The sequence below is a fragment of the Polaromonas sp. genome (assembly GCF_035638815.1).
GTDB lineage: Bacteria > Pseudomonadota > Gammaproteobacteria > Burkholderiales > Burkholderiaceae_C > Polaromonas.
Window position 1 is genome coordinate 17,730 of record NZ_DASQZG010000015.1, and the last position, 24,572, is coordinate 42,301.

Annotated in this window: 23 protein-coding genes and 1 tRNA gene; 13 read left to right on the top strand and 11 right to left on the bottom strand. The window is 58.5% G+C overall.

Annotation, left to right across the window (positions count from 1 at the left end; translation table 11 throughout):
• Positions 1–131: 131 nt before the first annotated feature.
• Positions 132–713, top strand: a complete 582-nt coding sequence (locus VE934_RS09815; RefSeq protein WP_324886896.1) for a hemerythrin domain-containing protein — start codon at positions 132–134, stop codon at positions 711–713.
• Between the two features lie 63 nt (positions 714–776).
• Here VE934_RS09815 and VE934_RS09820 read toward each other — a convergent pair whose 3' ends face one another.
• The 5 genes from VE934_RS09820 to lptF form a co-directional block, all read right to left on the bottom strand.
• Entirely contained in the window at positions 777–1,964 is a 1,188-nt protein-coding gene (locus tag VE934_RS09820) for a pyridoxal phosphate-dependent aminotransferase (protein ID WP_324886898.1), read from the bottom strand.
• A 5-nt stretch (positions 1,965–1,969) separates the two neighbouring features.
• Complete coding sequence (locus VE934_RS09825; RefSeq protein ID WP_324886900.1) at positions 1,970–2,914, bottom strand: CysB family HTH-type transcriptional regulator; 945 nt, start codon at positions 2,912–2,914, stop codon at positions 1,970–1,972.
• A gap of 71 nt (positions 2,915–2,985) precedes the next feature.
• Positions 2,986–3,348, bottom strand: a complete 363-nt coding sequence (locus VE934_RS09830) for a CbiX/SirB N-terminal domain-containing protein (RefSeq protein WP_324886902.1) — start codon at positions 3,346–3,348, stop codon at positions 2,986–2,988.
• Complete coding sequence (gene lptG, locus VE934_RS09835) at positions 3,345–4,499, bottom strand: LPS export ABC transporter permease LptG (protein ID WP_324886904.1); 1,155 nt, start codon at positions 4,497–4,499, stop codon at positions 3,345–3,347. The genes VE934_RS09830 and lptG overlap by 4 nt, the downstream gene beginning before the upstream one ends.
• Positions 4,496–5,620: an LPS export ABC transporter permease LptF gene (gene lptF, locus VE934_RS09840; protein WP_324886906.1), complete on the bottom strand. Its 1,125-nt coding sequence runs from the start codon at positions 5,618–5,620 to the stop codon at positions 4,496–4,498. Before lptF ends, lptG begins: the two co-directional genes overlap by 4 nt.
• A 100-nt stretch (positions 5,621–5,720) precedes the next feature.
• On the opposite strand from lptF, the gene VE934_RS09845 reads away from it, so the two are divergent.
• The 4 genes from VE934_RS09845 (at position 5,721) to VE934_RS09860 (ending at position 9,465) form a co-directional block, all read left to right on the top strand.
• Positions 5,721–7,223, top strand: coding sequence for a leucyl aminopeptidase (locus VE934_RS09845; RefSeq protein ID WP_324886908.1), 1,503 nt, complete (start codon positions 5,721–5,723; stop codon positions 7,221–7,223).
• Positions 7,220–7,657, top strand: a complete 438-nt coding sequence (locus tag VE934_RS09850; protein WP_324886910.1) for a DNA polymerase III subunit chi — start codon at positions 7,220–7,222, stop codon at positions 7,655–7,657. The genes VE934_RS09845 and VE934_RS09850 overlap by 4 nt, the downstream gene beginning before the upstream one ends.
• Positions 7,654–7,986 carry a hypothetical protein gene (locus VE934_RS09855; RefSeq protein ID WP_324886912.1) on the top strand — a complete coding sequence of 111 codons (333 nt, stop codon included), beginning with the start codon at positions 7,654–7,656 and terminating at the stop codon, positions 7,984–7,986. The genes VE934_RS09850 and VE934_RS09855 overlap by 4 nt, the downstream gene beginning before the upstream one ends.
• Before the next feature lie 237 nt (positions 7,987–8,223).
• Entirely contained in the window at positions 8,224–9,465 is a 1,242-nt protein-coding gene (locus VE934_RS09860; protein ID WP_324886913.1) for a branched-chain amino acid ABC transporter substrate-binding protein, read from the top strand.
• A gap of 161 nt (positions 9,466–9,626) precedes the next feature.
• Here VE934_RS09860 and VE934_RS09865 read toward each other — a convergent pair.
• From VE934_RS09865 to VE934_RS09880, 4 genes are all read right to left on the bottom strand, one after another.
• Positions 9,627–9,716: transfer RNA gene (locus VE934_RS09865), tRNA-Ser, on the bottom strand.
• Between the two features lie 36 nt (positions 9,717–9,752).
• On the bottom strand, positions 9,753–10,127 hold the full coding sequence (locus VE934_RS09870; protein ID WP_324886915.1) for a DUF2237 domain-containing protein: 375 nt from the start codon (positions 10,125–10,127) through the stop codon (positions 9,753–9,755).
• An 18-nt stretch (positions 10,128–10,145) separates the two neighbouring features.
• Entirely contained in the window at positions 10,146–11,063 is a 918-nt protein-coding gene (locus tag VE934_RS09875; protein ID WP_324887063.1) for a stomatin-like protein, read from the bottom strand.
• Between the two features lie 70 nt (positions 11,064–11,133).
• Positions 11,134–11,562: an NfeD family protein gene (locus VE934_RS09880; protein WP_324886917.1), complete on the bottom strand. Its 429-nt coding sequence runs from the start codon at positions 11,560–11,562 to the stop codon at positions 11,134–11,136.
• 165 nt (positions 11,563–11,727) lie between these two features.
• Between VE934_RS09880 and VE934_RS09885 the strand changes: the two genes are divergently transcribed.
• Positions 11,728–14,004 (top strand): arginine/lysine/ornithine decarboxylase, encoded by a 2,277-nt coding sequence (locus VE934_RS09885; protein ID WP_324886920.1) that lies wholly within the window; start codon positions 11,728–11,730, stop codon positions 14,002–14,004.
• A gap of 36 nt (positions 14,005–14,040) precedes the next feature.
• On the opposite strand, the gene VE934_RS09890 is transcribed toward VE934_RS09885, so the two are convergent.
• The gene (locus tag VE934_RS09890) at positions 14,041–14,901 is read right to left on the bottom strand and encodes a DNA ligase (protein WP_324887066.1); all 861 of its coding nucleotides are present in this window, start codon (positions 14,899–14,901) and stop codon (positions 14,041–14,043) included.
• Between the two features lie 231 nt (positions 14,902–15,132).
• On the opposite strand from VE934_RS09890, the gene VE934_RS09895 reads away from it, so the two are divergent.
• Entirely contained in the window at positions 15,133–15,873 is a 741-nt protein-coding gene (locus tag VE934_RS09895; RefSeq protein WP_324886922.1) for a GNAT family N-acetyltransferase, read from the top strand.
• A gap of 72 nt (positions 15,874–15,945) precedes the next feature.
• Here VE934_RS09895 and fabI read toward each other — a convergent pair whose 3' ends face one another.
• On the bottom strand, positions 15,946–16,746 hold the full coding sequence (gene fabI / locus VE934_RS09900) for an enoyl-ACP reductase FabI (protein WP_324886924.1): 801 nt from the start codon (positions 16,744–16,746) through the stop codon (positions 15,946–15,948).
• 104 nt (positions 16,747–16,850) lie between these two features.
• Here fabI and VE934_RS09905 point away from each other — a divergent pair, with 104 nt between their 5' ends.
• The 6 genes from VE934_RS09905 (at position 16,851) to nusA (ending at position 24,555) form a co-directional block, all read left to right on the top strand.
• Positions 16,851–18,605: an extracellular solute-binding protein gene (locus VE934_RS09905; protein WP_324886926.1), complete on the top strand. Its 1,755-nt coding sequence runs from the start codon at positions 16,851–16,853 to the stop codon at positions 18,603–18,605.
• 6 nt (positions 18,606–18,611) lie between these two features.
• Positions 18,612–19,628, top strand: coding sequence for a microcin C ABC transporter permease YejB (locus VE934_RS09910; RefSeq protein WP_324886928.1), 1,017 nt, complete (start codon positions 18,612–18,614; stop codon positions 19,626–19,628).
• Positions 19,621–20,664, top strand: coding sequence for an ABC transporter permease (locus VE934_RS09915; RefSeq protein WP_324886930.1), 1,044 nt, complete (start codon positions 19,621–19,623; stop codon positions 20,662–20,664). Before VE934_RS09910 ends, VE934_RS09915 begins: the two co-directional genes overlap by 8 nt.
• Positions 20,661–22,271, top strand: coding sequence for a dipeptide ABC transporter ATP-binding protein (locus VE934_RS09920; RefSeq protein WP_324886932.1), 1,611 nt, complete (start codon positions 20,661–20,663; stop codon positions 22,269–22,271). The genes VE934_RS09915 and VE934_RS09920 overlap by 4 nt, the downstream gene beginning before the upstream one ends.
• A 158-nt stretch (positions 22,272–22,429) precedes the next feature.
• Positions 22,430–23,008: a ribosome maturation factor RimP gene (gene rimP / locus VE934_RS09925; protein ID WP_324886934.1), complete on the top strand. Its 579-nt coding sequence runs from the start codon at positions 22,430–22,432 to the stop codon at positions 23,006–23,008.
• Positions 23,009–23,028: 20 nt separating this feature from the next.
• Positions 23,029–24,555, top strand: a complete 1,527-nt coding sequence (nusA, locus tag VE934_RS09930) for a transcription termination factor NusA (protein WP_324886936.1) — start codon at positions 23,029–23,031, stop codon at positions 24,553–24,555.
• Positions 24,556–24,572: the final 17 nt, after the last annotated feature.

Genomic DNA, 24,572 nt, shown 5'->3' on the forward strand with positions numbered 1-24,572 from the left:
CAAGCAGGAAGGTGCGCTGAGTTGCCGTCAGGGGCTTCCTACAGTTTGTGGGCGCTGCCTCCCTCAGTTGCATACACCGGGAGTTGATGTGGATCAAATCGAATCGACGCCGTCTGTGTGAAGCTGCCGGGATGCCAAATACCACCCTTCAAATCATCCGCGACGAGCACGCGGCCGTGACAGCGGTGTTGCGCTCGCTGTCGATGATGCTGGCGCGCGGTCCGGGAGACGAACCCGAGCGCTTTTTTGACGTGTTGCGTGCGATGCTGTTTTACATCGACGAGTTTCCCGAGAAGCTGCATCACCCCAAAGAGTCAAATTTGCTGTTTCCGAGGCTCGCTCGTGCCGCAACCGATTTGATGCCCGTGATCCGGCGTCTGGAATTCGACCACATGAGGAGCGAGGGCAAGGTGCGTGAGCTGCAGCATCTGCTGCTGGCCTGGGAACTGGTGGGAGAACCACGGCGGGCGGCTTTTGCTGAAGCGGCCCAGGCCTATGTGGCGTTCTATATGGAACACATGCGCATTGAAGAAACGCAACTGCTGCCCGCAGCACAGAAAATCCTGACAGATGACGACTGGGCTGAACTGGACGCCGCCTTCCTGCTTGATCGCGACCCCCTGGCCGGCGGTGTGCGCGACCCGTCTTATGACCGGCTGTTTACGCGCATCCTGCTAACCGCCCCCGCACCCATCGGGGTTGGCGCCGCTTGAAGGTGACCGCAAAAAAAAAGTGCCAGTCTGCCCTTTACGGCCGCGGATAGTCCGCTATTGTTTTTATAGCTTGGCCAGCCGCTCAATCGCCAAATTCAAAGTTTCATCTTTCTTCGCAAAACAAAACCTCACGACCCTCTGGTCAAATCCGTCACCATAAAAAGCAGACAGCGGAATCGCTGCAACGCCGATTTCAGTGGTCAGCCACTTGCAGAAATCGGCTTCATTCATATCAGTTGCTTCTGATATGTCCACGCATTGAAAGTAGCTCCCTTCACTGGGAAGCAGCTTAAATCGGGTTTTGGCCAGCCCTTCACGAAACAGGTCGCGTTTGCGCTGGTAAAAAGCTGGCAAGTCCAGGTAGGGCTTGGGGTCAGCCATGTAGCTTGCCAGACCGTACTGCACCGGTGTGTTGACGGTGAACACATTGAACTGGTGCACCTTGCGAAACTCGGTGGTCAGAGGGGCTGGTGCCGCCACATACCCGACCTTCCATCCAGTGACGTGATACGTCTTGCCAAAGCTGCTGACGATAAATGCGCGCGCTGCCAGTCCTGCAAACCGGGCCGCACTTTCGTGCACGCGACCCTGGGCTGCATCAAACACCATGTGTTCATACACCTCGTCACTGATTAACAGGACGTCGGTGGGCGCGAGGATCTCCTCAAGTCGCAGCATGTCTTCGCGCGTCCATACGGTTGCGCTGGGGTTGTGCGGCGTGTTGATGAGGATGGCGCGTGTTTTGCTGTTGATGGCGGCAGATATCTTGTCGAAGTCCGGCCGAAAGCTGCCCGGCGTCAAAGGAACCCGCACGGCCACACCGCCAGCCAGTTCGATGTTGGGGACATAACTGTCGTAACACGGCTCCAGCACGATGACTTCGTCGCCGGGGTGAACCACCGCCAATATCGCGGTGATGATGGCCTGTGTGGCTCCAGCAGTGACCGTGATTTCTGTGTTGGGGTTGTAGGTTTTGCCGTGCAGTTGCTGCAACTTTGACGCGATAGCCTCGCGCAGAACCGGCACACCCGTCATGGGCGGATACTGGTTCAAGCCACGGGTCATGGCATCGGTCACCGCATTGACCAGCAGTGGGTCGCATTCAAAGTCCGGGAAACCCTGGCCAAGATTAACCGCGCCTTTTTCAAGCGCCAGCGTCGACATCACGGTAAAAATCGTGGTCCCGACCGCTGGCAATTTGCTTCGGAGAGGAGGCGTGCGCGTCAGGATGGTTGCTTGGGCAGTCGTCATGAGGGTCAGATATCCAGGTCGTTGGGGCGGCTGCTCATGGCTTTGGTGACCGCAGCGCGGTCAAGTTTGTCGCTAAGCAGTTCAGCAAATTTATAAACAAAATTACGCAGGTAGGCGCTGCGCTTGAAAGCCACGCGTGCTACGTTCACACCAAAGAGTGGGCCTGCCTCCCGTGACAGCAGGTCGCTGTTGGTGCCGTCGTCCTTGATGGCCATTTCCGCCACGATGCCTACGCCAAGACCCAGTCGAACATAGGTCTTGATCACGTCGGAGTCGATCGCTTCAAGCGCAATACGGGGTTGCAGGCGTTTGGCAGCAAAGGCCAGGTCGATCTTGGTTCGGCCGGTAAAGGATGGGTGATAGGTAATCAGCGGTTGCAGCGCCAGGTCTTCCAGCGTGATGTTTTCCTGTTTGGCCAGCGGGTGGTCAGCGGGCATCACCAGCATGTGCTGCCATTCATAACAGGGTAGGGTAACCAGTTCTTCGTACTGGGTAAGGGATTCGGTGGCAATGCCGATCTCGGCGACTTCATCAATCAGCATGCGGGCCACCTGATCGGGCGAACCCTGGTGCATGCTCACGTTAACTTTGGGAAAGGCTTCGCGAAGCTTGGCAACCGGTACCGGCAGCACATACCTAGCCTGGGTGTGGGTGGTGGCAATCGACAGCGTGCCACTGTCCTGGGCCGAAAACTGCTCGCCTATGCGTCTAAGGTTGCCTACTTCACGCATGATCAGTTCAATGCTTTTCAGGACGTGCTCGCCGGGCTCGGTCACGCGCTTGAGGCGCTTCCCGTGGCGCGCGAAAATCTCAACGCCCAACTCTTCTTCGAGTTCAATGATGGCCTTGGAAACGCCGGGTTGTGAGGTGTGCAGCGCACGCGCTGTTTCAGTCAAATTCAGGTTGCGCCGAACCGCTTCCTGGACAAATCGAAATTGATGAAGATTCATATCGTAATGAGGCTAATTATTCGCTTCATTATGCCCGTTTGAGACTAAGGACGGGCTTCGATGGGCCTGAATCACGACAAAGCTATATCGGCCATCAAGGTGGTCAGCTGGGGATGCTCCCCAGCGGCGGGGAGCAATTCCACGGGAATGTCGGGATGCAGGGCCTGTAGCTGCGCAATCAGGCCGGGCAAATCTTCACGTGCGTGTTTGCCTACACCCAAAAAGAGGGGAAACACCCTTATGTGGCGGGCACCATTAGCTATCATTTTGGAAGCAGCGCTCATCAGGTCAGGGCTGCTTAGCTCCAGATAGGCACAACTGACCTGAACGTCAGGCTGCCGTTCGCGGATGGCGCTGGCGACCGCCTCGATCGGCAGATGCCACAAAGGGTCGCGGGAGCCATGGGCAAAGAGGATGATTCCCGGCGTGGTCATCGTCTGAGCACCAGCCAGCCAAAGGCGCCCAGCGAAATCGCCATGTACAAGAGGCCCGGGGCAGCCGCAGCCAGCCAGGGCTGCCAGTTCTGCAGGTTGCCGATATAGCCGAAAACGTTGTTGAGCAAAAAGAAGCTGATACCGATCATGACCCCACCAAACACATAAGCAGCAATGCCGCCACTGCGAAAGTGCAGGTAAGCAAAGGGCAGGGCGAGAACCACCATCACAAGGCAGCTGAGCGGGTAAAAAACCTTCTTCCAGAATTCGATCTCATAACGCTGGGCCGTCTGACCATTGGCTGTAAGGTGCCGAATGTAGGTAAAGAGATCAATGGTGGACATGCGCTCCGGTTTGAGCACGGCAACGGAGACCATCTCGGCGCTGATTTCGGTGGGCCATCGGTAGGTATCAATCTTGTTGATGGTGATTTTGGCCGAGTCGCGGCCAGCCGTCGCACCTGTAGCCTGTCCTGCGTTCACGGCGAATTCCGTGCGGGTGCCGCCCTCGAGCAGCCAGGAGTCGTCCGACGCAAATTTGGCGACAGGCGAGCGTGTGATGGACACCAGCTGCCCCGTGTTGCCAAACTCAAAAACCCGTACACCCTGCATTTCGTTGTCTGCAGACAGGGCGCCTACGTTGACCACATAGCTGTTGTAAGCCTGCTTCTCCTTGAGCCAAGCGCCCGTCTGACCAATGGTGATGCGGCCCTGGTAACGGGCCTTGAGCAGCTGTGCAGCCCGGTCGGCAACGGGGGCCAGGTAGTCGCCAATCACAAAGCACAGAACCACAAAAAAGGCGCCCAGTGTCAGCAGCAGCTTGAGCGCACGCGAGGGGCCGAGTCCGCTGGTCCTCAAAATGGTGTACTCCGAACTCTGGGCCAGACGCGCCATTACAAAAATGGTGCCTATCAAGACGGAAATGGGAACCAGCTCATACAAATGGCTGGGGATCAACAGCCCGACATACATCAGTGCGTGTCGGATCTGGTACGAATTGGCGTCGGAGCTCAGTGCGCCAGCGGCGTTTTTGCCGAGGTATTGCAGCTCATCAACCAGATCGAAAAAGAAAAACAGCGCCAGAAAACCGACGGTCACAAATGCGATGGAGGCAAGCACCTCCCCGTATATCAGGCGGCGTACGGTTTTCATGGTGAGGCCTTGACGGGTTGCAGCCCAGTCCTGCGTTGACGCTGGCGGTTGGCTGCCCCTTTGAACGTCCAGTTCAGGTGACGCTTGGTCAACCAGGCCAGCGCAAGCAGCAGGGTGCCACCATGCAGCGCCACCAAAAACGAGCCGAAATTGGCTGCACCCACACTGATCCAGCTTTGGCCCAGGTTGAGCAGGTTGTGATAAACCACGAAGGTGAACAGAACAAAGATCAGGTTGCCGCTGCGGCCGGCGCGTGGGTTGACGCTGGCCAGCGCCAGGGCAATCACCACAAAGTTGATCGCGGCCAGGGCCATGCCCAGTCGCCATGCAAGCTCGCCTTGATTAATCGGTGTGGGTGCGCGAATAAGCTCACGGGTGGACATGGAGCGTTCAGGCAGCTTGCCATTAATGAGCGGGTCGTCACCGGCCTTGCTCCCGTATTCTCCGAATTCGGTGATTTTGATAGCCGATTTGCCGATCTGGTTCTCCAGCCGCTGCCCGTTGTCCAGCATGAGCACCTGCGAACCACCCACGGTTTCGATCCGGCCGGCGCGCGCCGTGGTGACCGAATGTTTCCCTTTTTCGGTGGAGGCGATAAAAACATTGCTGCTGGCTTTCTCCTGACTCAGGTCGCGGTCAATGAAAAACACGCGGTTTCCATTCGATGACTCCTGAAACTGCCCGGGAGAAATCCGGTCAAGGTCGCCGCGCTGTTCGTAGCGGTCTCTCATTTCCTGAGATTGCTGGTTGGACCAGGGCCACACAAACACCGACAACAGCGTGATGACCAGGAGCACTGGCCAGGCGAAGCGGAACAGGGGCTTCAGAAAAACAGCCAGACCGCGGCCGCTGACAAACCAGACCACCATTTCACTGTCGCGGTACATCCGGGAAAGCGTGCTGACCATGGCAATAAACAGGGACAGTGTCAGGATGATGGGCAGGCGCCCCAAGGCGGAGTAGCCCATGACCATCATCACATCCTGCGGGTTGACGCTACCGCGCGAAGCCTGCCCCAGCGTACGGATCAGGATGATTGTGATCACGATGGTCATCAAAACCACAAGGGTTGCCCCAAAACTGCGCGCCAACTCTTTGCGGATCGAAGATTCGAATAACATTACCTGAAACTTGCCTTTAAATAGCCCAGCGCCTGAAACCGGTGAACCGGCGCATTCCCCAACGTTTGCCTATCGCGCACTGGTCGCGCAATCCCCAATTATGGACTTTGAACTTAAATCCCTGACCCTTGCCCGAGTTTGCACTGAAAAATGCGACGCGCTGATCGTCCTGGTCCCGGACGGCCTGGCCTCCGCAGCAGATCCGGTATCCAGCCTCGTTGCGCAGGCAATTAAATCCGGAGACTTTGAAAGCAAGGCCGGCAAGTTGCTGGGTGCCTACGCTCCGGCTGGCATTGCGGCGACGCGTGTGGTGCTGGTAGGCGCCGGTGATGGCAGTGCAAAAAGTGTGAAGACTGCTGTTGCAGCAGCCATGGGCGCATTGAGGGGCGGCCCGGCACGACGTGTTGTGCTGGCCTTGAGCGCCTTGCGCGGGTCCGATTCCGAGGCGGCGCAGGCCGCCGTGCAGGCGTGTGACTACGCCAGCTATGTTTACACAACCACCAAATCAAAACCAGCCGCGCAGAAATTGAACCGGGTGGTCGTTGGCGTAAAAGCGCTTGCAGAAGCCCGAGCCGGTTTTTCGAGGGGCGTGGCTCTTGCCCAGGGCGTCTCGCTGGCGCGGGAGTGGGCCAACCGGCCAGCCAACCACGCCACGCCGACACTCGTGGCCCAGGCCGCCAGGGAACTGGGCAAGCTGCCCAACATCAAGGTCGACGTCCTGGGACCCAAAGAAGTCGCCAAGCTGGGCATGGGCTCGTTCATGGCTGTTGCGCAGGGTTCGGAAGAGCCATTGCGCTTCATCGTGCTGCGTTACGACGGGGGCCCCAAAACCGAGCCCCCCGTGGTTCTGGTGGGCAAGGGTATTACTTTCGATACCGGCGGCATTTCCATGAAACCCGCCGCCGAGATGGACGAGATGAAGTACGACATGGGCGGGGCCGCCAGCGTGCTGGGGACCTTCCGCGCGTTGGGCGCTCTGCAGCCCGCCCTTAATGTGGTGGGGCTGATCCCGGCATGCGAAAACATGCCCGATGGCCGCGCCGTCAAGCCCGGCGATGTGGTGACCAGCATGAGCGGACAGACCATTGAAATCCTCAACACCGACGCCGAAGGGCGGCTGGTGTTGTGTGACGCACTGACCTATGCTGAGCGTTTCAAGCCGCGTGCCGTGGTGGACATTGCCACACTTACCGGCGCCTGCGTGATCGCGCTGGGAAGCATTCGAAGCGGCCTGTTCTCAAGCGACGACGCACTGGCCCAGTCGCTGACATCGGCGGGGGACAGCTCGCTGGATCTGTGCTGGCGCATGCCGCTTGACGACGAGTACGCCGAAGGGCTGAAAACCAACTTTGCCGATGTGGCAAACGTCGCTGGGCGGGCAGGGGGCTCCATCACGGCGGCCAAGTTTCTCCAGCGGTTTACCGGCAAATTCCCGTGGGCGCACCTTGATATCGCAGGCACCGCCTGGAAGGGCGGCGCTGCAAAAGGCGCAACAGGAAGGCCCGTCCCGCTGCTCATTGATTTTCTGCTCGGTCAGGTTCAGGCTGCCAAAAAGCCGACGCTTAAACGCACGGCACGTCCTGCCGTTAAATCACGCGCATGACCGAAGTCGCCTTCCACTTCAACGTGCCGGACAAGCTGAGCTACAGCTGCCGGCTGCTGCGCAAGGCTTATTGCGGTGGTGCGCGGGTGGTGGTGACGGCGGAGCCAGAGGTCTTGAGCAGGCTGGATCAGATGTTGTGGACGTTCTCCGCGCTGGAGTTTGTGCCGCACTGCCAGTCCGGTGCACCGGCGTCATCTGTGGCGGCCAGTCCGGTTGTGCTGGCCAGTACGCTGGACGATTGCCCCCATCATGACGTCCTGGTTAATCTCGGAATTGGGGTGCCCTCTGGTTTTGAGCGTTTTGAGCGTTTTATTGAACTGGTCACCCGGGCCGACGATGACAGGGCGGCTGCGCGCGCCCGCTGGAAACACTACGCGGACCGTGGCTACGAGATGAAGCGTCACGATCTGGCCAACACAACGGAAAAACCATGACACGCTCAGCCTTGCCACCCCGTTTTGTACCCACTCTGACAGAGGTAGTTCAGGCCGCACCGTCTGCGGTTTCGCCCGCCCCCATACCGCAAACCGCGCCGGCTGCTGCAGATCTGATGCACACACAGGAACAGATGGTGCATCGGGTGATGCAGCGTGTCGACCTGACCTTGGACCGCCTTTTGAGGGAAACAGTAGGCCGGGTCGTACTCGCCCATACCCAGACGCTCGCACCCAGTCTGCGCGATGAAATCGAAATTGCCATCCGGCAGTCTGTCAACGAGGCTTTTGAGCAGGAACTGGCCATTCAGCTGGCAGAAAAATATTGAGCGACTTGCCGCCGGGTAGCCTCGCCAAGTCGGCCCAGGTCAGCCCAAAGTGGCGCCCACAGGGGCGGGTATCAGCTGCGCTAATCATGAGCAACAAAGAGGCTGAGGTAGCAGAACACGGTCACCTAGGGAAGCTTGCTATGGCGCGGGCGCGAGAATTGCGATATGTTCGGTCCCGTTGAGCAAAAAAAGTGTTCTCAACCTTTAAGGTAGTTTCCTAATAATTGGAGTGAATTTATGCAAATGAAATGGACTGCGGTTGCTTTGGCCGCCATGCTGGTCGTCGCGTGCGGAAAAAAAGAGACGCCTGCGCCTGTCGTCGTTGTACCGGCACCTGCTTCCCCTGCGGTGGTGGTTGCACCCGCTGGCCCTGCTGGCCCAGCCGGCCCTGCGGGTCCAGCCGGACCGTCTGGCGACTCGATTATTGTCAAAATCGGCCACGTTGCTCCAGTTTCTGGCGCCCAGGCTCACTACGGCAAGGACAACGAAAATGGCGTCCGCATGGCCATTGAAGACCTGAACAAACAGGGCGTCATGATCGGTGGCAAGAAAGCCACTTTCGAAATCGTGGCTGAAGATGATGCTGCCGATCCAAAACAGGGCACTGCTGCCGCACAAAAACTGTGCGACTCCAAAGTCGCTGGCGTGGTCGGTCACCTCAATTCCGGAACCACCATTCCTGCTTCCAAGGTCTACAACGACTGCGGTATCCCTCACGTTACCGGCGCGGCTACCAACCCTGACCTGACCAAGCCTGGCTACAAAACCACTTACCGCATCATCGCCAATGACTTGGCTCTGGGTGCTGGCTTGGCGTTTTATGCAGCTGACAAACTGAAGCTGAAAAAAGTCGCCATCATTGACGACCGTTCCGCTTACGGCCAGGGCGTTGCTGACATCTTCAAGAAGACTGCCAAAGAAAAAGGCATGACCGTGGTTGACGAGCAGTTCACCACTGACAAAGCCACTGACTTCATGGCCATCCTGACCGCCATCAAGGCCAAAGGCCCTGACGCTGTGTTCTACGGCGGCATGGACCCACAAGCTGGCCCTATGCTGCGCCAGATGGAGCAGCTGGGCATGAGCAAGGTCAAGTACTTCGGTGGTGACGGCATCTGCACATCAGAGATCGCCAAACTCGCTGGTGGCGCCAAGACTCTGGACAATGTGATCTGCGCTGAAGGCGGAGCATCTTTGGCCAAAATGCCAGGCGGCACTGACTGGAAAAAGCGTTACGACGAGAAGTACCCGAACCAGTTCCAGGTCTACAGCCCGTACACCTACGACGCCACGTTTGTTCTGGTTGAAGCCATGAAACGCGCCAACTCGATCGACCCCAAGGTCTACACCCCAGAGCTGATCAAAACCAGCTTCAAGGGCATCACGACCACCATTGAATTCCTGCCAAACGGCGAGTTGAAAAACCCGGCCATCACGTTGTATAACTACAAGGAAGGCAAGAAGTCTGCTCTGGAATAAATCCCATAGCTCACTAAAAAGCCACCGCGAGGTGGCTTTTTTTTGTCTGCTTTCCAGGTAGATTTGCTCGCTTGTCAGCGAGCGGGCACAAAAAAGCCCAGACATGCTGGGCTTTCAGGAGCTTTAACTGCTGTGTGGAAACTCACAGCAGCCATTACTTTTGGCGGAAGAGGCGGGATTCGAACCCGCGGTAGGTTTAACCCTACGCACGCTTTCCAGGCGTGTGACTTAAACCGCTCATCCACCCTTCCGCGAAGCCTCTGATTGTAGCAGTGCTTGTGAGCGGGTTAATGGGCGACGTTGTGGAAGCGGTGCTTTTCCAGCTGGGCCCGTGTCACAAATTCGAGTGCATTGATGTGGGTGGACTCCATCACCACAGGGGGCGCTGCGCGGGCTTCAAGCGCTTCGCGCCAGCGATTGGCGCACAGGCACCAGCGGTCGCCCGGCCTGAGGCCGGCAAAACGGTATTCGGGACGCGGCGTGGACAGGTCATTGCCGCGTTCCATTGAGAACCTCAAAAAATCCGGTGTCACCCGCACGCAAATGAGGTGCGATCCCAAGTCAGATTCGTCGGTATTGCAGCAACCGTCGCGGAAATAACCGGTCAGCGGATCGTATGAGCAAGGAACAAGTTCGGTGCCCAGCACGTTTTGGGTGGTCATTTGCGCGAGGGTTGAAACTTAGGCGGTTTTTGAAGTGGACTGAACCATCTTCATGGCAGAAGCAACCAGGGCAGAAACCTCGGTCATGTTGCTGGGCACAATCAGCGTTGTCGTGGCGTCTGCAGCGACGCGTGAATAGGCCTCCACGGCTTTTTCTGCGACCTTCAGCTGCACGGCCATTTCCCCGCCGGGCTGGCGAATGGCTGCGGCAACCACTTCAATGGCGCGCGCATTGGCCTCCGCCACAGCTGTGATGGCCGAAGCTTCACCTTGGGCGTTGTTGATGGCAGCGAGCTTTTCGCCCTCAGAGCGGGCGATAAAGGCCTCGCGTTCACCCGTGGCAATGTTGATCTGTTCCTGGCGGCGACCTTCGGAGGCGGCGATGAGGGCGCGCTTCTCACGCTCGGCGGTGATCTGCGACTGCATGGCGTGCAGGATTTCTTTTGGCGGCGTCAGATCCTTGATTTCGTAGCGCAGCACCTTAACGCCCCAGTTCAGCGCGGCTTCGTCAATGGCGGCGACCACTTGGGCGTTAATGATGTCGCGTTCTTCAAAGGTTTTGTCGAGCTCAAGCTTGCCGATCACGCTACGCAATGAGGTTTGGGCGAGTTGGGTTACGGCAACGATGTAGTTGGATGAGCCGTAGCTGGCACGCATCGGGTCAGTCACCTGAAAATACAAAATGCCATCCACCTGCAACTGGGTGTTGTCGCGGGTGATACAGACCTGGCTGGGCACGTCCAGTGGAATTTCCTTGAGCGAATGCTTGTAGGCCACGCGGTCGATGAAGGGGATCAGGAAGTTCAGGCCTGGTGTCAAGCTCCCGTGGTACTTGCCCAGCCGCTCAACCACCCAGGCGTTTTGCTGCGGCACCACCTTCATGCTGCGGATGATAAAAATCACTGCAATCACGAGAATGACGAGTGCAATTTCCATTTTCATTTTGTTTTCTCCGGTAAATCATTAAACAGGCGGCTTGGTCCCTAGCAAGACACCGCCGACTGTCTCACAGTTTGGCGACAACCAGCCGGTTGCCGTGCAGCTCCCTGACCTTGAAGAGCCCAGGCTCGGGTATCCCGTCACTGTCTGCAAGCACCACGGACCACTGCGACCCGCGGTATTTGACGTTGGCAGTCGCATCGGCATTCCATTGCGCCACGTGTACGGTTTCGCCAATGTCCATTTGCACGTCTGTGTTGGCCTGAGCATGCTCTGGTTTGGGCTCCTTGCTGCGCTTCCAGTGCCAGAGCACCACCGCACCGCCGCCAACCACGGCCGCTACCAGCATCTGCCCCGTAAGGTCCAGACCCAGATGCGCTGCTACGGCAGCAGCAGCCAAGCCCACCGCCAACATCAGCAGGTAAAACGTGCCTGTTGCCAGCTCCAGCGCCACAGCGCCTCCCGCCAGCAACCACCAGATTGTTGATTCAGCCATGTTCTGCTTCCTCCCGTTTCGTAAAAGCTACATTCTGGGCCACAAATGCCCGCTGGCAAGCTTAACCGCGCTTGATGAAGGCCCGTCCTTTCCCCCGGTCAACAAATGTCCTTACACTTCGGCCCTGATCCGTTTTTTTTGACCGCTCCAGGCAAAGGCCTTTTGATGAAATTCCGCTTCCCCATCGTCATCATCGACGAAGACTTCCGCTCTGAAAACACCTCCGGCCTGGGCATTCGTGCGCTGGCGCAAGCCATCGAAACGGAGGGCCTTGAGGTGCTGGGCGTCACCAGTTATGGCGACCTGTCGCAGTTTGCGCAGCAGCAAAGCCGCGCCAGCGCTTTTATTTTGTCGATTGACGACGAAGAATTTACGCCTGGCCCTGATCTGGACCCTGCGGTGCTGAACCTGCGCCATTTCATTGAGGAAGTCCGCCGCAAGAATCTGGACGTACCGATTTACGTCTACGGCGAGACCAAAACCTCGCGCCATATTCCCAATGACATCCTGCGCGAGTTGCATGGCTTCATCCATATGTTTGAAGACACGCCGGAGTTTGTGGCGCGCCACATCATCCGCGAGGCCAAGAGTTACCTGGAGGGTGTGCAACCGCCGTTTTTCAAGGCGCTGCTCGATTACGCAGAAGATGGCTCCTACTCCTGGCATTGCCCGGGGCATTCCGGCGGCGTCGCCTTTCTGAAAAGCCCGGTGGGCCAGATGTTCCACCAGTTTTTTGGCGAGAACATGCTGCGTGCCGACGTGTGTAATGCAGTGGAAGAGCTGGGCCAGCTGCTGGACCATGACGGCCCGGTTGGCGCCTCTGAACGCAATGCCGCCCGTATCTTCAATGCGGACCATTGTTTCTTCGTGACCAATGGCACGTCGACGTCCAACAAGATGGTCTGGCATCACACGGTGGCACCGGGCGACGTGGTGGTGGTGGACCGCAACTGCCACAAGTCCATCCTGCACGCCATCATCATGACCGGGGCGATACCGGTGTTTTTGAAGCCGACGCGCAACCACTTCGGCATCATCGGCCCGATCCCCAAGGAAGAGTTTGAGCAGGCCTCTATCCAGGCCAAGATCGCGGCAAATCCGCTGCTCAAGGGCGTGGACGCCAAAACCGTCAAACCACGCGTGCTGACCATCACGCAGTCCACCTACGATGGCGTGCTGTACAACACCGAAACCATCAAGCGCATGCTCGACGGCTATGTCGAAAACCTCCATTTCGACGAGGCCTGGCTACCGCACGCCGCCTTCCACCCCTTCTACGGCAGCTACCACGCCATGGGCAAAAAGCGGGTGCGTCCGAAGGAGGCCATGGTCTACGCCACCCAATCCATCCACAAGCTGCTGGCAGGCATCAGCCAGGCCAGCCATGTGCTGGTGCAGGACTCGCAAACCGTCAAGCTGGACAGGCACCTCTTCAACGAGGCCTTCCTGATGCACACCTCCACCTCGCCGCAGTACAGCATCATTGCCAGCTGCGACGTGGCTGCCGCCATGATGGAGCCGCCGGGCGGCACAGCGTTGGTTGAAGAAAGCATTGCCGAGGCGCTGGACTTCCGCCGGGCGATGCGCAAGGTCGATGAGGAATACGGCGACGACTGGTGGTTCAAGGTCTGGGGACCGGACAAGCTGGTGGACGAGGGCATTGGCCGATCGGAAGACTGGATCATCAAAGGAGAGTCAAAGAATGCCAAGGCCGGCGTCAACTGGCATGGCTTCGGCAAAATGGCCACAGGCTTCAACATGCTGGACCCCATCAAGTCCACCATCGTCACGCCAGGCATGGACCTGAACGGCAAGTTTGCCAAGACCGGCATTCCGGCCAGCATCTTGACCAAATTTTTGGCCGAGCACGGCGTGGTGGTCGAAAAAACCGGTTTGTACAGCTTTTTCATCATGTTCACCATCGGCATCACCAAGGGCCGCTGGAACAGCATGTTGACCGCGCTGCAGCAGTTCAAGGACGACCACGCCAAGAACCAGCCGATGTGGCGCATCCTGCCGGAGTTCTGTCAGAAATACCCGCGTTACGAAAAAATGGGTCTGGCCGATTTGTGCCAACACATCCACAGCCTGTATGCCAAGTACGACATCGCGCGCCTGACCACCGACATGTACCTGAGCGACCTGAAACCGGCCATGAAGCCTAGCGACGCTTACGCGCACATTGCGCTGCACAAGACCGAGCGGGTGGAAATTGACCACCTGGAAGGCCGCATCACGGTCGGCCTGGTCACGCCTTACCCACCGGGCATTCCGCTCTTGATTCCGGGCGAGGTCTTCAACAAAAAGATCGTTGATTACCTGAAGTTCTCACGCGAGTTCAATGCCCAGTGTCCGGGCTTTGAGACCGACATCCATGGCTTGGTTGAAATGGAAGACGAGAGCGGCAAGAAGCACTATTTTGCGGACTGCGTGAAGGAGTAAGTGCGAAAGCCAAGCCCGGCACTTGCGCCATGGCACTCAGGGGCGGGCCGGAGCCGCATCTTCCCGCACCCGCATGAAGCTGGCAAAGCGTGGAATGCCGCTGTCGTTCAATCCCCGAAAGCGGTAAGTGACAGTGCTGCCCACTGAGGGCGGGTGCTGGCGCTGCTCGTCGCTGAAGCCGGTGCCAAGCTTGAACTGCGGGCCGGGCTTGCCTGCCGACCCCGGCATCTCGACCAGCAATGCGCCCATCATGCCGGTGTACTTGCCCTTGCCGGGGATGTGGGCAACAACGCGTGCCTCCGTGTCTTCATGCGTCTTCACCTTGAGCAGATCGTCGCTGCGCACGCCCTTGTAGAGCGACTCACCGCGGTGCAGCATCAGGCCTTCGCCACCGAGCTTGACGGTTTTTGCCAGCAGGCGCTGCAACTCCGCATGGCTGGCCACGCGAAACTGCGGAACCGCCTGCACCCACGGTTGGCCGATGCGGCTGACCAGCCCGTTTAGCACTGGAATGCGCTGAGTGAAAACGCCGGGATGGGCGGGCATGTCAAACACCATGAACCGGATGGCGCGCCACGCCGCATCGTCAGCGGCCTGCTGGCGCACGGTGGACACGGCTTTGGAGAACTGGCCGCGACCGGCCCAGAGCTCGCCGTCGATGGGTTCCTGCGGCCAGCCCGAGGTGAACCAGGCCGGCGCCATGATGCGCTCACCGCCGCGCGTCAGCAGTTTTTCGCCATCCCAGAATCCCCGGACGCCATCATATTTTTCGCTGACCCAATAGTCCTGCAGCGCGATACCGGGGTGGTAAACATTGGCCAGCATCAGGGCGGGGGTGCCAGTTGCAGGTGCGGCCGCAGCCACCGGCAGCGAGGCCACGAGCACGCTCGCCAGCATGAACAGCCCACGCAGGATGAGGTTGGCGGCAACAGTGCGGAAAGGGCGCTTGCCGATGGAGCAGTGGTTTGGTGTCATGGTGGTAAATTCATGCATGATTTACGCCGCAGGCCAGGTACGGCGGTCGCCGCCAGCTATCAAAACAATAGTATCTTTGCTGTTAATCCGGTTTGCCGCGTAGCGATGCGGGCGATGACTGGGTTGTCGCATTTTTTTATCCACGGATCCTGAATGAATGCTGATGGTATTGCCTCCATAGAACGCGCCACCCTGGCTGCAGTTTCCCCCGAAACGCTGGAGGAGCGGGAGGGCTGGCTCCTGCCGGTGGACAGCGGAACGGTGGGCCGTGCAAAAAGTGCGGTTCCGCTTCAGCACACATCCTGCGACCTGCGGGTGATTGAGTGGATCGAAGCGTATTACGCCGAAAAGGGTTTCCCGGCGATTTTTCGTGTTGCCACTGCCCCTTGTTTTGACGCATTGCGCCGAGAACTGCGCAAACGGGGTTACAGCGCCCACAAACCGACTCTCGTGCAGGTGGGCACGGTGCAACACATGCGACAGGTGTCGGGGCAGCCTCCCGCTGCATGTGCCGACGCTCCGGATGCGGCGTGGACGGCGCTTTTCCTCGGCGAGGGTTTTGACCCGGTCGATGGCGCGAGCCGGGTCAAAACACTGAGCCGCGCGCGGGATTCTGTTTATGCCGGTATCTCGGGCGGCGCCGCAGTGCTGGCTGGCGGCGCGGCGGCGTTTGGTCATGGCTGGGCCAGTGTGCACGGCATGCGCACTGCGCAAAGCCATCGCGGACAGGGGCTGGCGGGCAGAGTGCTGGCCGGTCTGGCTGATGCCGCGGCGAGCCGAGGCATCGAACGTGTTTTTTTGCAGGTGGAAGCCGCCAACACCGCGGCCCAGGCGCTTTACCGCCGGGCGGGTTTTACGACAGCTTGGCGGTATGACTATTGGCAACGCCTTTGACATCCACCTATCCGCCATTGATTTCATAGCTACCAGCGCCCGTAACCAAAGGGCCGGAAGCACTTTTTAACCCTAAACCACAGCAGGGTCGGTCTCGCGCCCTATGCCCGCGGTGTGACTGAAGCCGCCGTCTACGTAGGTGATTTCAGCGGTTACGCCGGAAGCCAGATCGGACAGCAGGAAGGCCGCCACATTGCCCACATCTTCAATGGTGACGTTGCGGCGTAGCGGGGAAGCTGCAGCCACCATGCCCAGCAGCTTGCCGAAATCCTTGATACCGCTGGCAGCCAAGGTCTTGATCGGCCCGGCGCTGATGCCATTGACCCGCATGCCTTTGGGGCCCAGCGATTCGGCCAGGTAACGAACGCTGGCCTCCAGGCTGGCCTTGGCCATGCCCATGGTGTTGTAGTTGGGAATCGTGCGCAGGGCGCCCAGGTAGGTCAAGGTGAGCAGCGCGGACTTGGGGTTGAGGTAGGGCAGCGCCGCCTTGGCCATCGCGGGAAAGCTGTATGCGCTGATGTCATGGGCAATTTTGAAGCCCTCGCGCGACAGGCCTTCTAGGAAGTCCCCCGCAATGGCCTCGCGCGGCGCGAAACCAATGCTGTGCACCAGCCCGTCAAAGTTTGGCCAGGTTTTGGAGAGGTCCGCGAAAAGCTTGTCAATCTGGGCATCGTCACCGACATCGCAATCAAAAATCAGTTTGGAGTCGAAGTCGGCAGCAAATTCGGTGATGCGGTCCTTGAAGCGCTCCCCGACATAGCTGAAGGCCAGTTCGGCGCCCTGAGCGTGGCACGCCCTGGCGATGCCATAGGCGATGGAGCGGTTGGACAGCACGCCCGTGATCAGTAATTTTTTGCCGGTCAAAAAGCCCATGAGTGTTCCTGTGAGAGTTGATGCAGAATTGTCGCATGCGTAGTTTGCTGGTTTGCGTGCTCTGGTGGGTCTGTGGGTCGTCATGGGCGGCTCACGGCTTAGGCATGGGCTACGAACCAAAGTATCCGGCGACGTTTACCCATTTCGACTATGTCAACGTGGACGCGCCCAAAGGCGGGAGTCTCGTCCTGTCGGCCAGCGGCAGCTTCGACAAGCTCAATCCTTTTACCCTCAAGGGTTTACCGCCAGTCGGCATGGGGCGTAGCGGCAACGGGTTTGTTTTTGCCGAATATGGTCTGATTTTTGATTCACTGACCACACCCAGCGAAGATGAGCCCTTTTCCCGCTACGGTTTGATTGCGCAGGACATCGAATTGGCGGCGGACAAACTCAGCGTCACCTTTCGACTCAATCCTAAGGCCCGGTTCTCCAACGGTGATCCCGTCCTGGCGCTAGATGTCAAACACTCGTTTGACACGCTGATGAGCAAGCAGGCGGGGCCGACCTTCCGGTCGTATTGGTCCGACATCAAGCACGCGATTGTGGTCAACGAGCGAACCATCCGCTTCGATTTCAAGCGCAAAAACTCCGAGCTCCACATGGTCATCGGGCAACTCCCGGTGTTCTCCCGCAACTGGGGAGGGGGCAAGCCCTTGGACCAAATTGTCACTGAGCCACCGATAGCCAGTGGTCCGTATGTGGTGGACACACTGGATTTTGGCAAAACCATTTCCTACCGTCGCCGGGACGACTATTGGGCGGCCAACCTTCCCGTGCGAAAAGGCATGTTCAACTTTGACCGGGTGACCTACCTTTACTTTCGTGACAAATTGGGTGAAGAAGAGTCTCTCAAGGCAGGGGGACTTGACGCATTGGAAGAAAGCTCGATCAGTGCCTGGGTAAGACGCTATCGCGGTCGACGCTTTGATTCGGGAGAGCTGGTTAAGGCCGAGATTGCACACAGCCGCAGCACCGGAATGCAGGGACTCATTTTCAATCTGAGGCAAAAGCGATTTGCAGATATCCGAGTGCGGCAGGCACTCGCGTTGGCGTTTGATTTTGACTGGTTGAATCAGAAGATTTTTTACAACCGCCGCGCCCGGACTCTCAGCTACTTCCAGAACACGCCTGACCTGATGGCGCAGGAGGCGATGACGGCTGAAGAATTGGTGCTTATCGACGGCCTCAAACTTAAAGACAAACTTCTTGAGCGAATTCAAGGCAATTTGCCACGGCCTGCCTCCAGCGGTGCGACAGCCCAAGGCCTTCGCACCAATCTTTTAATTGCGCAGCAAATGCTTAGAGCGGCCGGGTGGTCGTTTCGTGAGGGGGCCTTGCGAAACTCTGCTGGACAGGCATTCGTTATCGAGATGGATATTTCGGACCGAAGTTCTGAGATCGTCCTTTCTCAATATGCACGAAATCTGTCCAAGCTAGGCATAGATTTCCAGGTGCGATTAAGAGACGCGAGCCTGATAAAGAAGAAGCAGGACGAGTTTGACTTCGACATTGCGGTCAATATTGTTGGAGGTTCGGGAAGCCCTGGCAATGAGTTGTACGATGATTTCGGGTCTAAATCTGCGGATGAAAAGGGCAGTCAAAATCTGAGCGGAATCAAGGATGAAGTGCTTGATGAATTGATAGAAGTTATCGTCAACAGCCCAGATCGCAAAGCGATAGCTGCCGGTGCTCGGGTGCTTGACAGGTATCTGTTGCACAGCCATTTTCTGGTACCCATGTATTACGGCAAACAATTTTTCATAGCCCACAAAAACCACATGAAACATCCCCCTGGCTTGCCCCCGCACTTGCTGGCAGGTTCCTGGATGTTGACCATGTGGTGGACCGACCGCAGGTAAGTACCCATGTTCCTGTACCTCTTGCGTCGTCTGATGTTGATGATCCCCACGCTGTTTGGGGTTTTGCTCATTAACTTCGCAGTGATTCAGTTCGTACCGGGGGGGCCCGCAGAACAGCTTATTTCTCAATTGACCACCAAGGAAGGCGGGATTTCCGGTAACAGTTCAGGGCAGCGCGCGCTCGACGCCAAGCAGATTCAGGAGGTCAAGGCCCTATATGGGTTTGACAAACCGGCTCATGAGCGCTTTTTGCAGATGATGGGGCAGTTTCTGCGCTTCGATTTGGGTAAGAGTTTTTTTCAAAGCAGGGACGTCTGGACGCTCATCAAGGACAAGCTCCCGGTCTCCATCAGTCTAGGCCTCTGGACCTTTTTCATCAGCTATCTGATCGCTGTACCGCTGGGCGTCGCCAAGGCGGTGCGGGCGGGCTCGCATTTTGACTTTATAACCACGCTGTTTGTGCTGGTCGGTTATGCGATTCCCGGGTTTGTGCTGGGCGTTGCGCTACTGGTGATTTTCGGCGGGCAGTTGCAGTGGTTTCCATTGCGCGGTCTGACCTCCCCCAACTGGGAGACGCTCAGTTGGGGCGCCAGGGTAACCGATTATCTCTGGCACATTACGCTGCCGGTGACCGCCATGGTGCTGGGCAGTTTTGCCGTGACGGCCATGCTGACCAAAAACTCTTTCCTTGAGGAAATCCGCAAGCAGTACGTGCTGACCGCCAGAGCCAAGGGGTTAGCCGATCGGCAGGTGCTCTGGAAACATGTGTTCCGCAACGCGCTGATTCCCATCATCACCGGCTTTCCCGCCGCCTTCATCGGCGCCTTCTTCACGGGCTCGCTGTTGATCGAAACGCTGTTTTCGCTCGACGGGCTGGGCCTGCTCAGTTACGAGAGCGTAATCCGCCGCGACTACCCGGTGGTGCTCGGCACGCTCTACCTATTCACGTTGATCGGGCTGGCGACCAGGCTCCTCAGCGACCTTTGTTATGTCTGGGTCGATCCCAGGGTGAAATTTGACTAGCGCATTACCTATTTCACTCAGTCCGGGCCGACGTGCCTGGGGCAGGTTTCGCCGAAACCCGTTGGGCTTCTGGAGTTTCCTGATCTTCTGCGCACTGGTGGTGTTGAGCCTGTTCGCCGAGGTGCTATCGACCGACAAGCCGCTTGTAGTGCGATACGAGGGTCAGACCTACTTCCCGGTACTGCGCGACTACGCAGAAAAAACCTTCGGCGGAGACTTTGAAACACCCGCAGACTACCTTGACCCATTCGTCCGCGAGCGCATCACCCAGGGCGGCAACTGGGCAGTCTACGCGCCCAACCCATACGGCCCGAAAACACTCAACTACTTCGCGAAACTGCCCAACCCGTCGGCCCCTTCGCGCGACAATTTTTTCGGCACCGACGACCGAGGTCGCGACCTGCTGGCGCAGCTGATCTATGGGTTTCGCGTCAGCGTTCTATTCGCTCTGGCACTGACGGTGCTGGGGATGGTTCTGGGTATCGTGACCGGGGCAGTCCAGGGCTTTTTCGGCGGCAAGACTGACTTGGCCTTCCAGCGTTTCATCGAAATCTGGAGCGCCATGCCCGAGCTCTACCTGCTGATCATCTTCAGTGCCATATTCAAACCCAGCGTGGCGCTATTGCTCATTTTGCTGAGCCTGTTCGGTTGGATGGGGCTGTCCGACTATGTGCGCGCCGAGTTTTTGCGCAACCGCCAGATGGATTACGTGCGCGCTGCAAGGGCTCTCGGGGTCAGCGCGCAGCAAATCATGTGGCGCCACATCCTGCCCAATAGCATGACGCCGGTCGTGACCTTTCTGCCGTTTCGCATGAGTGCGGCCATCTTGGCGCTGACATCGCTGGACTTCCTAGGGCTGGGTGTGCCGCCGGGGACGCCCTCGCTTGGCGAACTGCTGTCTCAAGGCAAGGCCAACATCGATGCCTGGTGGATTTCGCTGTCCACCTTCGCCGTGCTGGTGATCACGCTCCTGCTACTTACTTTCATGGGAGATGCCTTGCGTGACGCGTTGGACCCCCGGAAGGCCGACAAGTGACGGCCCCACTGCTCGACGTCAAAGGTCTACGCGTCTCCTTCGGCGGCAAAGAAGTAGTTCACGGCATCGATTTCCACATCCGATCCGGCGAAAAGCTGGCTCTGGTGGGGGAATCCGGCTCGGGCAAAACCGTCACAGCTCTGGCGCTGTTGCGGCTGGTGTTGAATGCCGATATTTCTGGATCCGCGGTCCTTTCAGGGCCTCCGCCCTTGTCGGACGGGCTGGACCTGCTATCCATTTCAGAGCGCGAATTGCGCGCGATCCGGGGCCGGGAAATCGCGATGATCTTCCAGGAGCCGATGACGGCACTAAACCCGGTGTACACCGTGGGAAACCAGATTGCCGAGGTGCTGCAGTTGAAGCAGGGGCTGTCCAACCGCCAGGCTTGGGACTCGGCTATCGAGGCCTTGGCCGCCACCGGCATCCCCGAGCCCGCTCGTCGCGCTCAGGCCTATCCGCATCAGCTCTCGGGTGGGCAGCGCCAGCGCGCCATGATTGCCATGGCATTGGCCGGGCAACCCAAACTGCTGCTGGCCGACGAGCCCACCACCGCTCTGGATGTGACGCTGCGGGTGCAAATGCTGGAGCTGCTGGCAGACCTGCAGCGCCAGACCGGCATGGCCGTGCTGTTGATCACCCACGACCTGAACATGGTGCGGCGCTTTGCAGACAGGGTCGCGGTGATGGAAAACGGCCACATCGTTGAAAGCGGGGGCGTCAACGTGGTGTTTTCGCATCCGCAGCACGCCTACACGCGCAAGCTCATCGACAGTCGACCGCAAAAGGCGCTCTTCGAAGCTGCTCCCGCGTCGACAGCGCCCGTGATGCAGGGGCGGGATTTGCGGGTGAGCTACCCAACCCCCATTCCCGGCATCCGCGGCTGGTTCAAAAAGGGGGAGTTTGTAGCTGTCAAAGGGGCCAAATTCGTGATCCAGCCCGGCCGCACCCTGGGCGTGGTTGGAGAGTCCGGCTCGGGCAAGTCCACGCTCGCCTTGGCCGCGCTGGGTCTGATTCCCTACAAGGGGTCGCTTGACGTGGTCGGTACTCGCTGGGGCCCGGACGCTGCCGGCAATCAGGCCATACGCCGGTTGGTGCAGGTGGTTTTTCAGGACCCGTATTCCTCGCTTTCCCCGCGCATGACGGTGGAAGAAATCGTGGGGGAGGGCCTTCTGGTGCATGAGCCCGGCCTCAACCGCGACGGACGGCGCGAGCGCGTTGTGGGAGCATTGGCAGACGTTGGCTTGGGGGAGGAACAGTTCCCGGGCCTGCTGCAGCGTTATCCGCACGAGTTTTCTGGCGGACAGCGTCAGCGACTGGCCATCGCCAGAGCGCTGATCGTTCAGCCTCAGTTGCTGGTGCTGGACGAGCCCACCAGTGCGCTGGACGTCACCATCCAGAAACAGGTGCTGGCGCTGTTGCAGCGTCTACAGGCAGAAAAAGGGCTGGCTTACTTGCTGATCACCCACGACGTGGACGTGGTTCGCGCGATGGCACACGACGTCATCGTCATGAAAGACGGCGAGGTGCTTGAGTCTGGCACCGTGGACAAGGTGCTGCAGCAGCCCGAACACCCCTATACCCGAACGCTGGTCTCGGCACATTTGTAGGGGGTCTGCGTCTGTTCGGGCATGCAAACTGCTTGCAAGGGCGCAGCTGAGGGGGTAGAATACGCGCTTCACGACCAAATGGGCGGGTTTTCACCGCCCATTTTTTTTGGGCGTTTGTTTTTACACCCCTGATTTTTCAGAGCGACTTTTACAACTGAATGGCATTGCACGACACGATTGAGCAGACAGTCACGGGACTGGGTTACGAGCTGGTGGACATTGAACGGACCACCGGGGGCTTGCTGCGTGTGACGATTGACCAGCCATTTGTACCAGGGACTGAAGAGCAGTTCATCAATGCGGAAGATTGCGAAAAAGTCACCCGTCAGTTGCAGTTTGTGCTTGAGGTGGAAGCCGCGCCTTATTCCCGGCTCGAGGTGAGCTCGCCGGGCATAGACCGGCCTTTGCGCAGTGAAAAGGATTTTGAGCGCTTTGAGGGCGCCCTGGTTGACATCACGTTGAAAGCACCCATCGGTACGGTGGCAGCTGCGGGATCGGCAGTGGCGGCCAACCGGAAAAAATTTCGCGGAACGCTGGAGCGTGCCGCCTCGGGATGGCAGATTGTCTGGAGCGACGAGCCCGAGACCAAACCCGGACAAAAGGTAAGCAAGAAGCGGATTCCCGCGCCGCTGCAGGCGCTGGGCTTCACGCTCGACGAAATTATGCAGGCGCGTTTGGCGCCTGTGGTTGACTTCAAGGGGCGCCGGCCAAAAGCCGCGCCTGGAACAGAGATATAAAAGAAAGGCAGGCTTGTGAAATGAATCGCGAACTGTTGATGTTGGTTGATGCCATATCGCGTGAGAAAAATGTTGAACGTGACGTCGTCTTTGGCGCGGTCGAGCTTGCGCTTGCCTCTGCGACCAAGAAGGTGTACGCCGAAGGCACGGACATCCGTGTCGTCGTGGACCGCGACAGCGGCAACTACGAAACCTTCCGCCGCTGGCTGGTCGTTCCCGATGAAGCCGGCCTGCAAAATCCTGAGGCTGAAGAGCTGGTCAGCGATGCGCGTGAAGAGCTTGCCGACATCGAAGAGGGCGATTTCATCGAAAAGCCGGTCGAAAGCCTGCCGATTGGCCGCATTGGCGCGCAAGCAGCCAAGCAGGTCATCCTGCAAAAAATCCGCGACGCCGAGCGCGAAATGCTGCTCACAGACTTTATGTCTCGCGGCGACAAGATTTTTGTTGGCACCGTCAAGCGCATGGACAAGGGCGACATCATTGTCGAATCCGGCCGTGTTGAAGGCCGCCTGCGCCGCGGCGACATGATTCCAAAAGAAAACCTGCGCTCCGGTGACCGCGTCCGCGCCATGATCATGGAAGTCGACACCACCCTGCGTGGCGCGCCCATCATCCTGTCGCGCACTTCGCCCGAGTACATGATCGAGCTGTTCCGTCAGGAAGTGCCCGAGATTGAGCAAGGCTTGCTGGAGATCAAGTCCTGCGCCCGTGACCCCGGTTCACGCGCCAAGATTGCCGTGCTGTCACATGACAAACGCGTCGACCCGATCGGCACCTGTGTCGGTGTCCGCGGAACCCGCGTCAACGGCGTCACCAACGAGCTCGCTGGTGAGCGAGTAGACATCGTGCTGTGGAGCGAAGACCCAGCCCAGTTTGTGATTGGTGCCCTGGCGCCAGCCAACGTGTCCTCCATCGTGGTGGACGAAGAGCGCCACGCCATGGATGTGGTGGTGGACGAGGAAAACCTTGCCATCTCCATCGGTCGCGGTGGCCAGAACGTGCGTCTTGCCGCCGAGCTGACCGGCTGGAAAATCAACATCATGACGGCCGACGAGTCTGCTGAGAAGCAAGCCACCGAAACCGACACCAGCCGCAAGCTGTTCATGGAAAAGCTCGACGTCGACGAGGAAATTGCCGACATCCTGATCTCCGAAGGCTTTACCAGCCTGGAAGAAGTTGCCTATGTGCCACTGCAGGAGATGCTGGAGATCGAGTCCTTCGACGAAGACACCGTCAACGAGCTGCGCACCCGCGCCAAAGATGCGCTCCTGACCATGGAAATCGCCAAGGAAGAAGACGCTGAAGGCGTCTCGCAGAACCTGCGTGATGTTGAAAGCCTCACGCCTGAGCTGATTGCCAAGCTGACTGAGGCGGGTATCACCACCCGCGACGACCTGGCCGATCTGGCTGTCGACGAACTAACCGATATCACTGGCCAGTCTGCGGACGAGGCCAAAGCCCTGATCATGATTGCACGCGCCCATTGGTTTACCGATGAAGCTGCAGCCACTGAAAGCCCTGCACCTGCAGCGGCCCAAGAGCAATGATCATGAAGGCCGCCAGG

Coding starts and splice junctions, on each gene's coding strand:
- VE934_RS09890 (WP_324887066.1), bottom strand. CDS start 14,901: ATGCTGGCGAGCGTGCTCGTGGCCTCGCTGCCGGTGGCTGCGGCCGCA.
- VE934_RS09905 (WP_324886926.1), top strand. CDS start 16,851: ATGGGCTACGAACCAAAGTATCCGGCGACGTTTACCCATTTCGACTAT.
- VE934_RS09870 (WP_324886915.1), bottom strand. CDS start 10,127: ATGACCACCCAAAACGTGCTGGGCACCGAACTTGTTCCTTGCTCATAC.
- lptG (WP_324886904.1), bottom strand. CDS start 4,499: ATGAAAACCGTACGCCGCCTGATATACGGGGAGGTGCTTGCCTCCATC.
- VE934_RS09820 (WP_324886898.1), bottom strand. CDS start 1,964: ATGACGACTGCCCAAGCAACCATCCTGACGCGCACGCCTCCTCTCCGA.
- VE934_RS09825 (WP_324886900.1), bottom strand. CDS start 2,914: ATGAATCTTCATCAATTTCGATTTGTCCAGGAAGCGGTTCGGCGCAAC.
- VE934_RS09815 (WP_324886896.1), top strand. CDS start 132: ATGCCAAATACCACCCTTCAAATCATCCGCGACGAGCACGCGGCCGTG.
- VE934_RS09860 (WP_324886913.1), top strand. CDS start 8,224: ATGCAAATGAAATGGACTGCGGTTGCTTTGGCCGCCATGCTGGTCGTC.
- VE934_RS09850 (WP_324886910.1), top strand. CDS start 7,220: ATGACCGAAGTCGCCTTCCACTTCAACGTGCCGGACAAGCTGAGCTAC.
- VE934_RS09855 (WP_324886912.1), top strand. CDS start 7,654: ATGACACGCTCAGCCTTGCCACCCCGTTTTGTACCCACTCTGACAGAG.
- VE934_RS09845 (WP_324886908.1), top strand. CDS start 5,721: ATGGACTTTGAACTTAAATCCCTGACCCTTGCCCGAGTTTGCACTGAA.
- fabI (WP_324886924.1), bottom strand. CDS start 16,746: ATGGGCTTTTTGACCGGCAAAAAATTACTGATCACGGGCGTGCTGTCC.
- VE934_RS09875 (WP_324887063.1), bottom strand. CDS start 11,063: ATGGAAATTGCACTCGTCATTCTCGTGATTGCAGTGATTTTTATCATC.
- nusA (WP_324886936.1), top strand. CDS start 23,029: ATGAATCGCGAACTGTTGATGTTGGTTGATGCCATATCGCGTGAGAAA.
- lptF (WP_324886906.1), bottom strand. CDS start 5,620: ATGTTATTCGAATCTTCGATCCGCAAAGAGTTGGCGCGCAGTTTTGGG.
- VE934_RS09910 (WP_324886928.1), top strand. CDS start 18,612: ATGTTCCTGTACCTCTTGCGTCGTCTGATGTTGATGATCCCCACGCTG.
- VE934_RS09895 (WP_324886922.1), top strand. CDS start 15,133: ATGAATGCTGATGGTATTGCCTCCATAGAACGCGCCACCCTGGCTGCA.
- VE934_RS09885 (WP_324886920.1), top strand. CDS start 11,728: ATGAAATTCCGCTTCCCCATCGTCATCATCGACGAAGACTTCCGCTCT.
- VE934_RS09880 (WP_324886917.1), bottom strand. CDS start 11,562: ATGGCTGAATCAACAATCTGGTGGTTGCTGGCGGGAGGCGCTGTGGCG.
- rimP (WP_324886934.1), top strand. CDS start 22,430: ATGGCATTGCACGACACGATTGAGCAGACAGTCACGGGACTGGGTTAC.
- VE934_RS09830 (WP_324886902.1), bottom strand. CDS start 3,348: ATGACCACGCCGGGAATCATCCTCTTTGCCCATGGCTCCCGCGACCCT.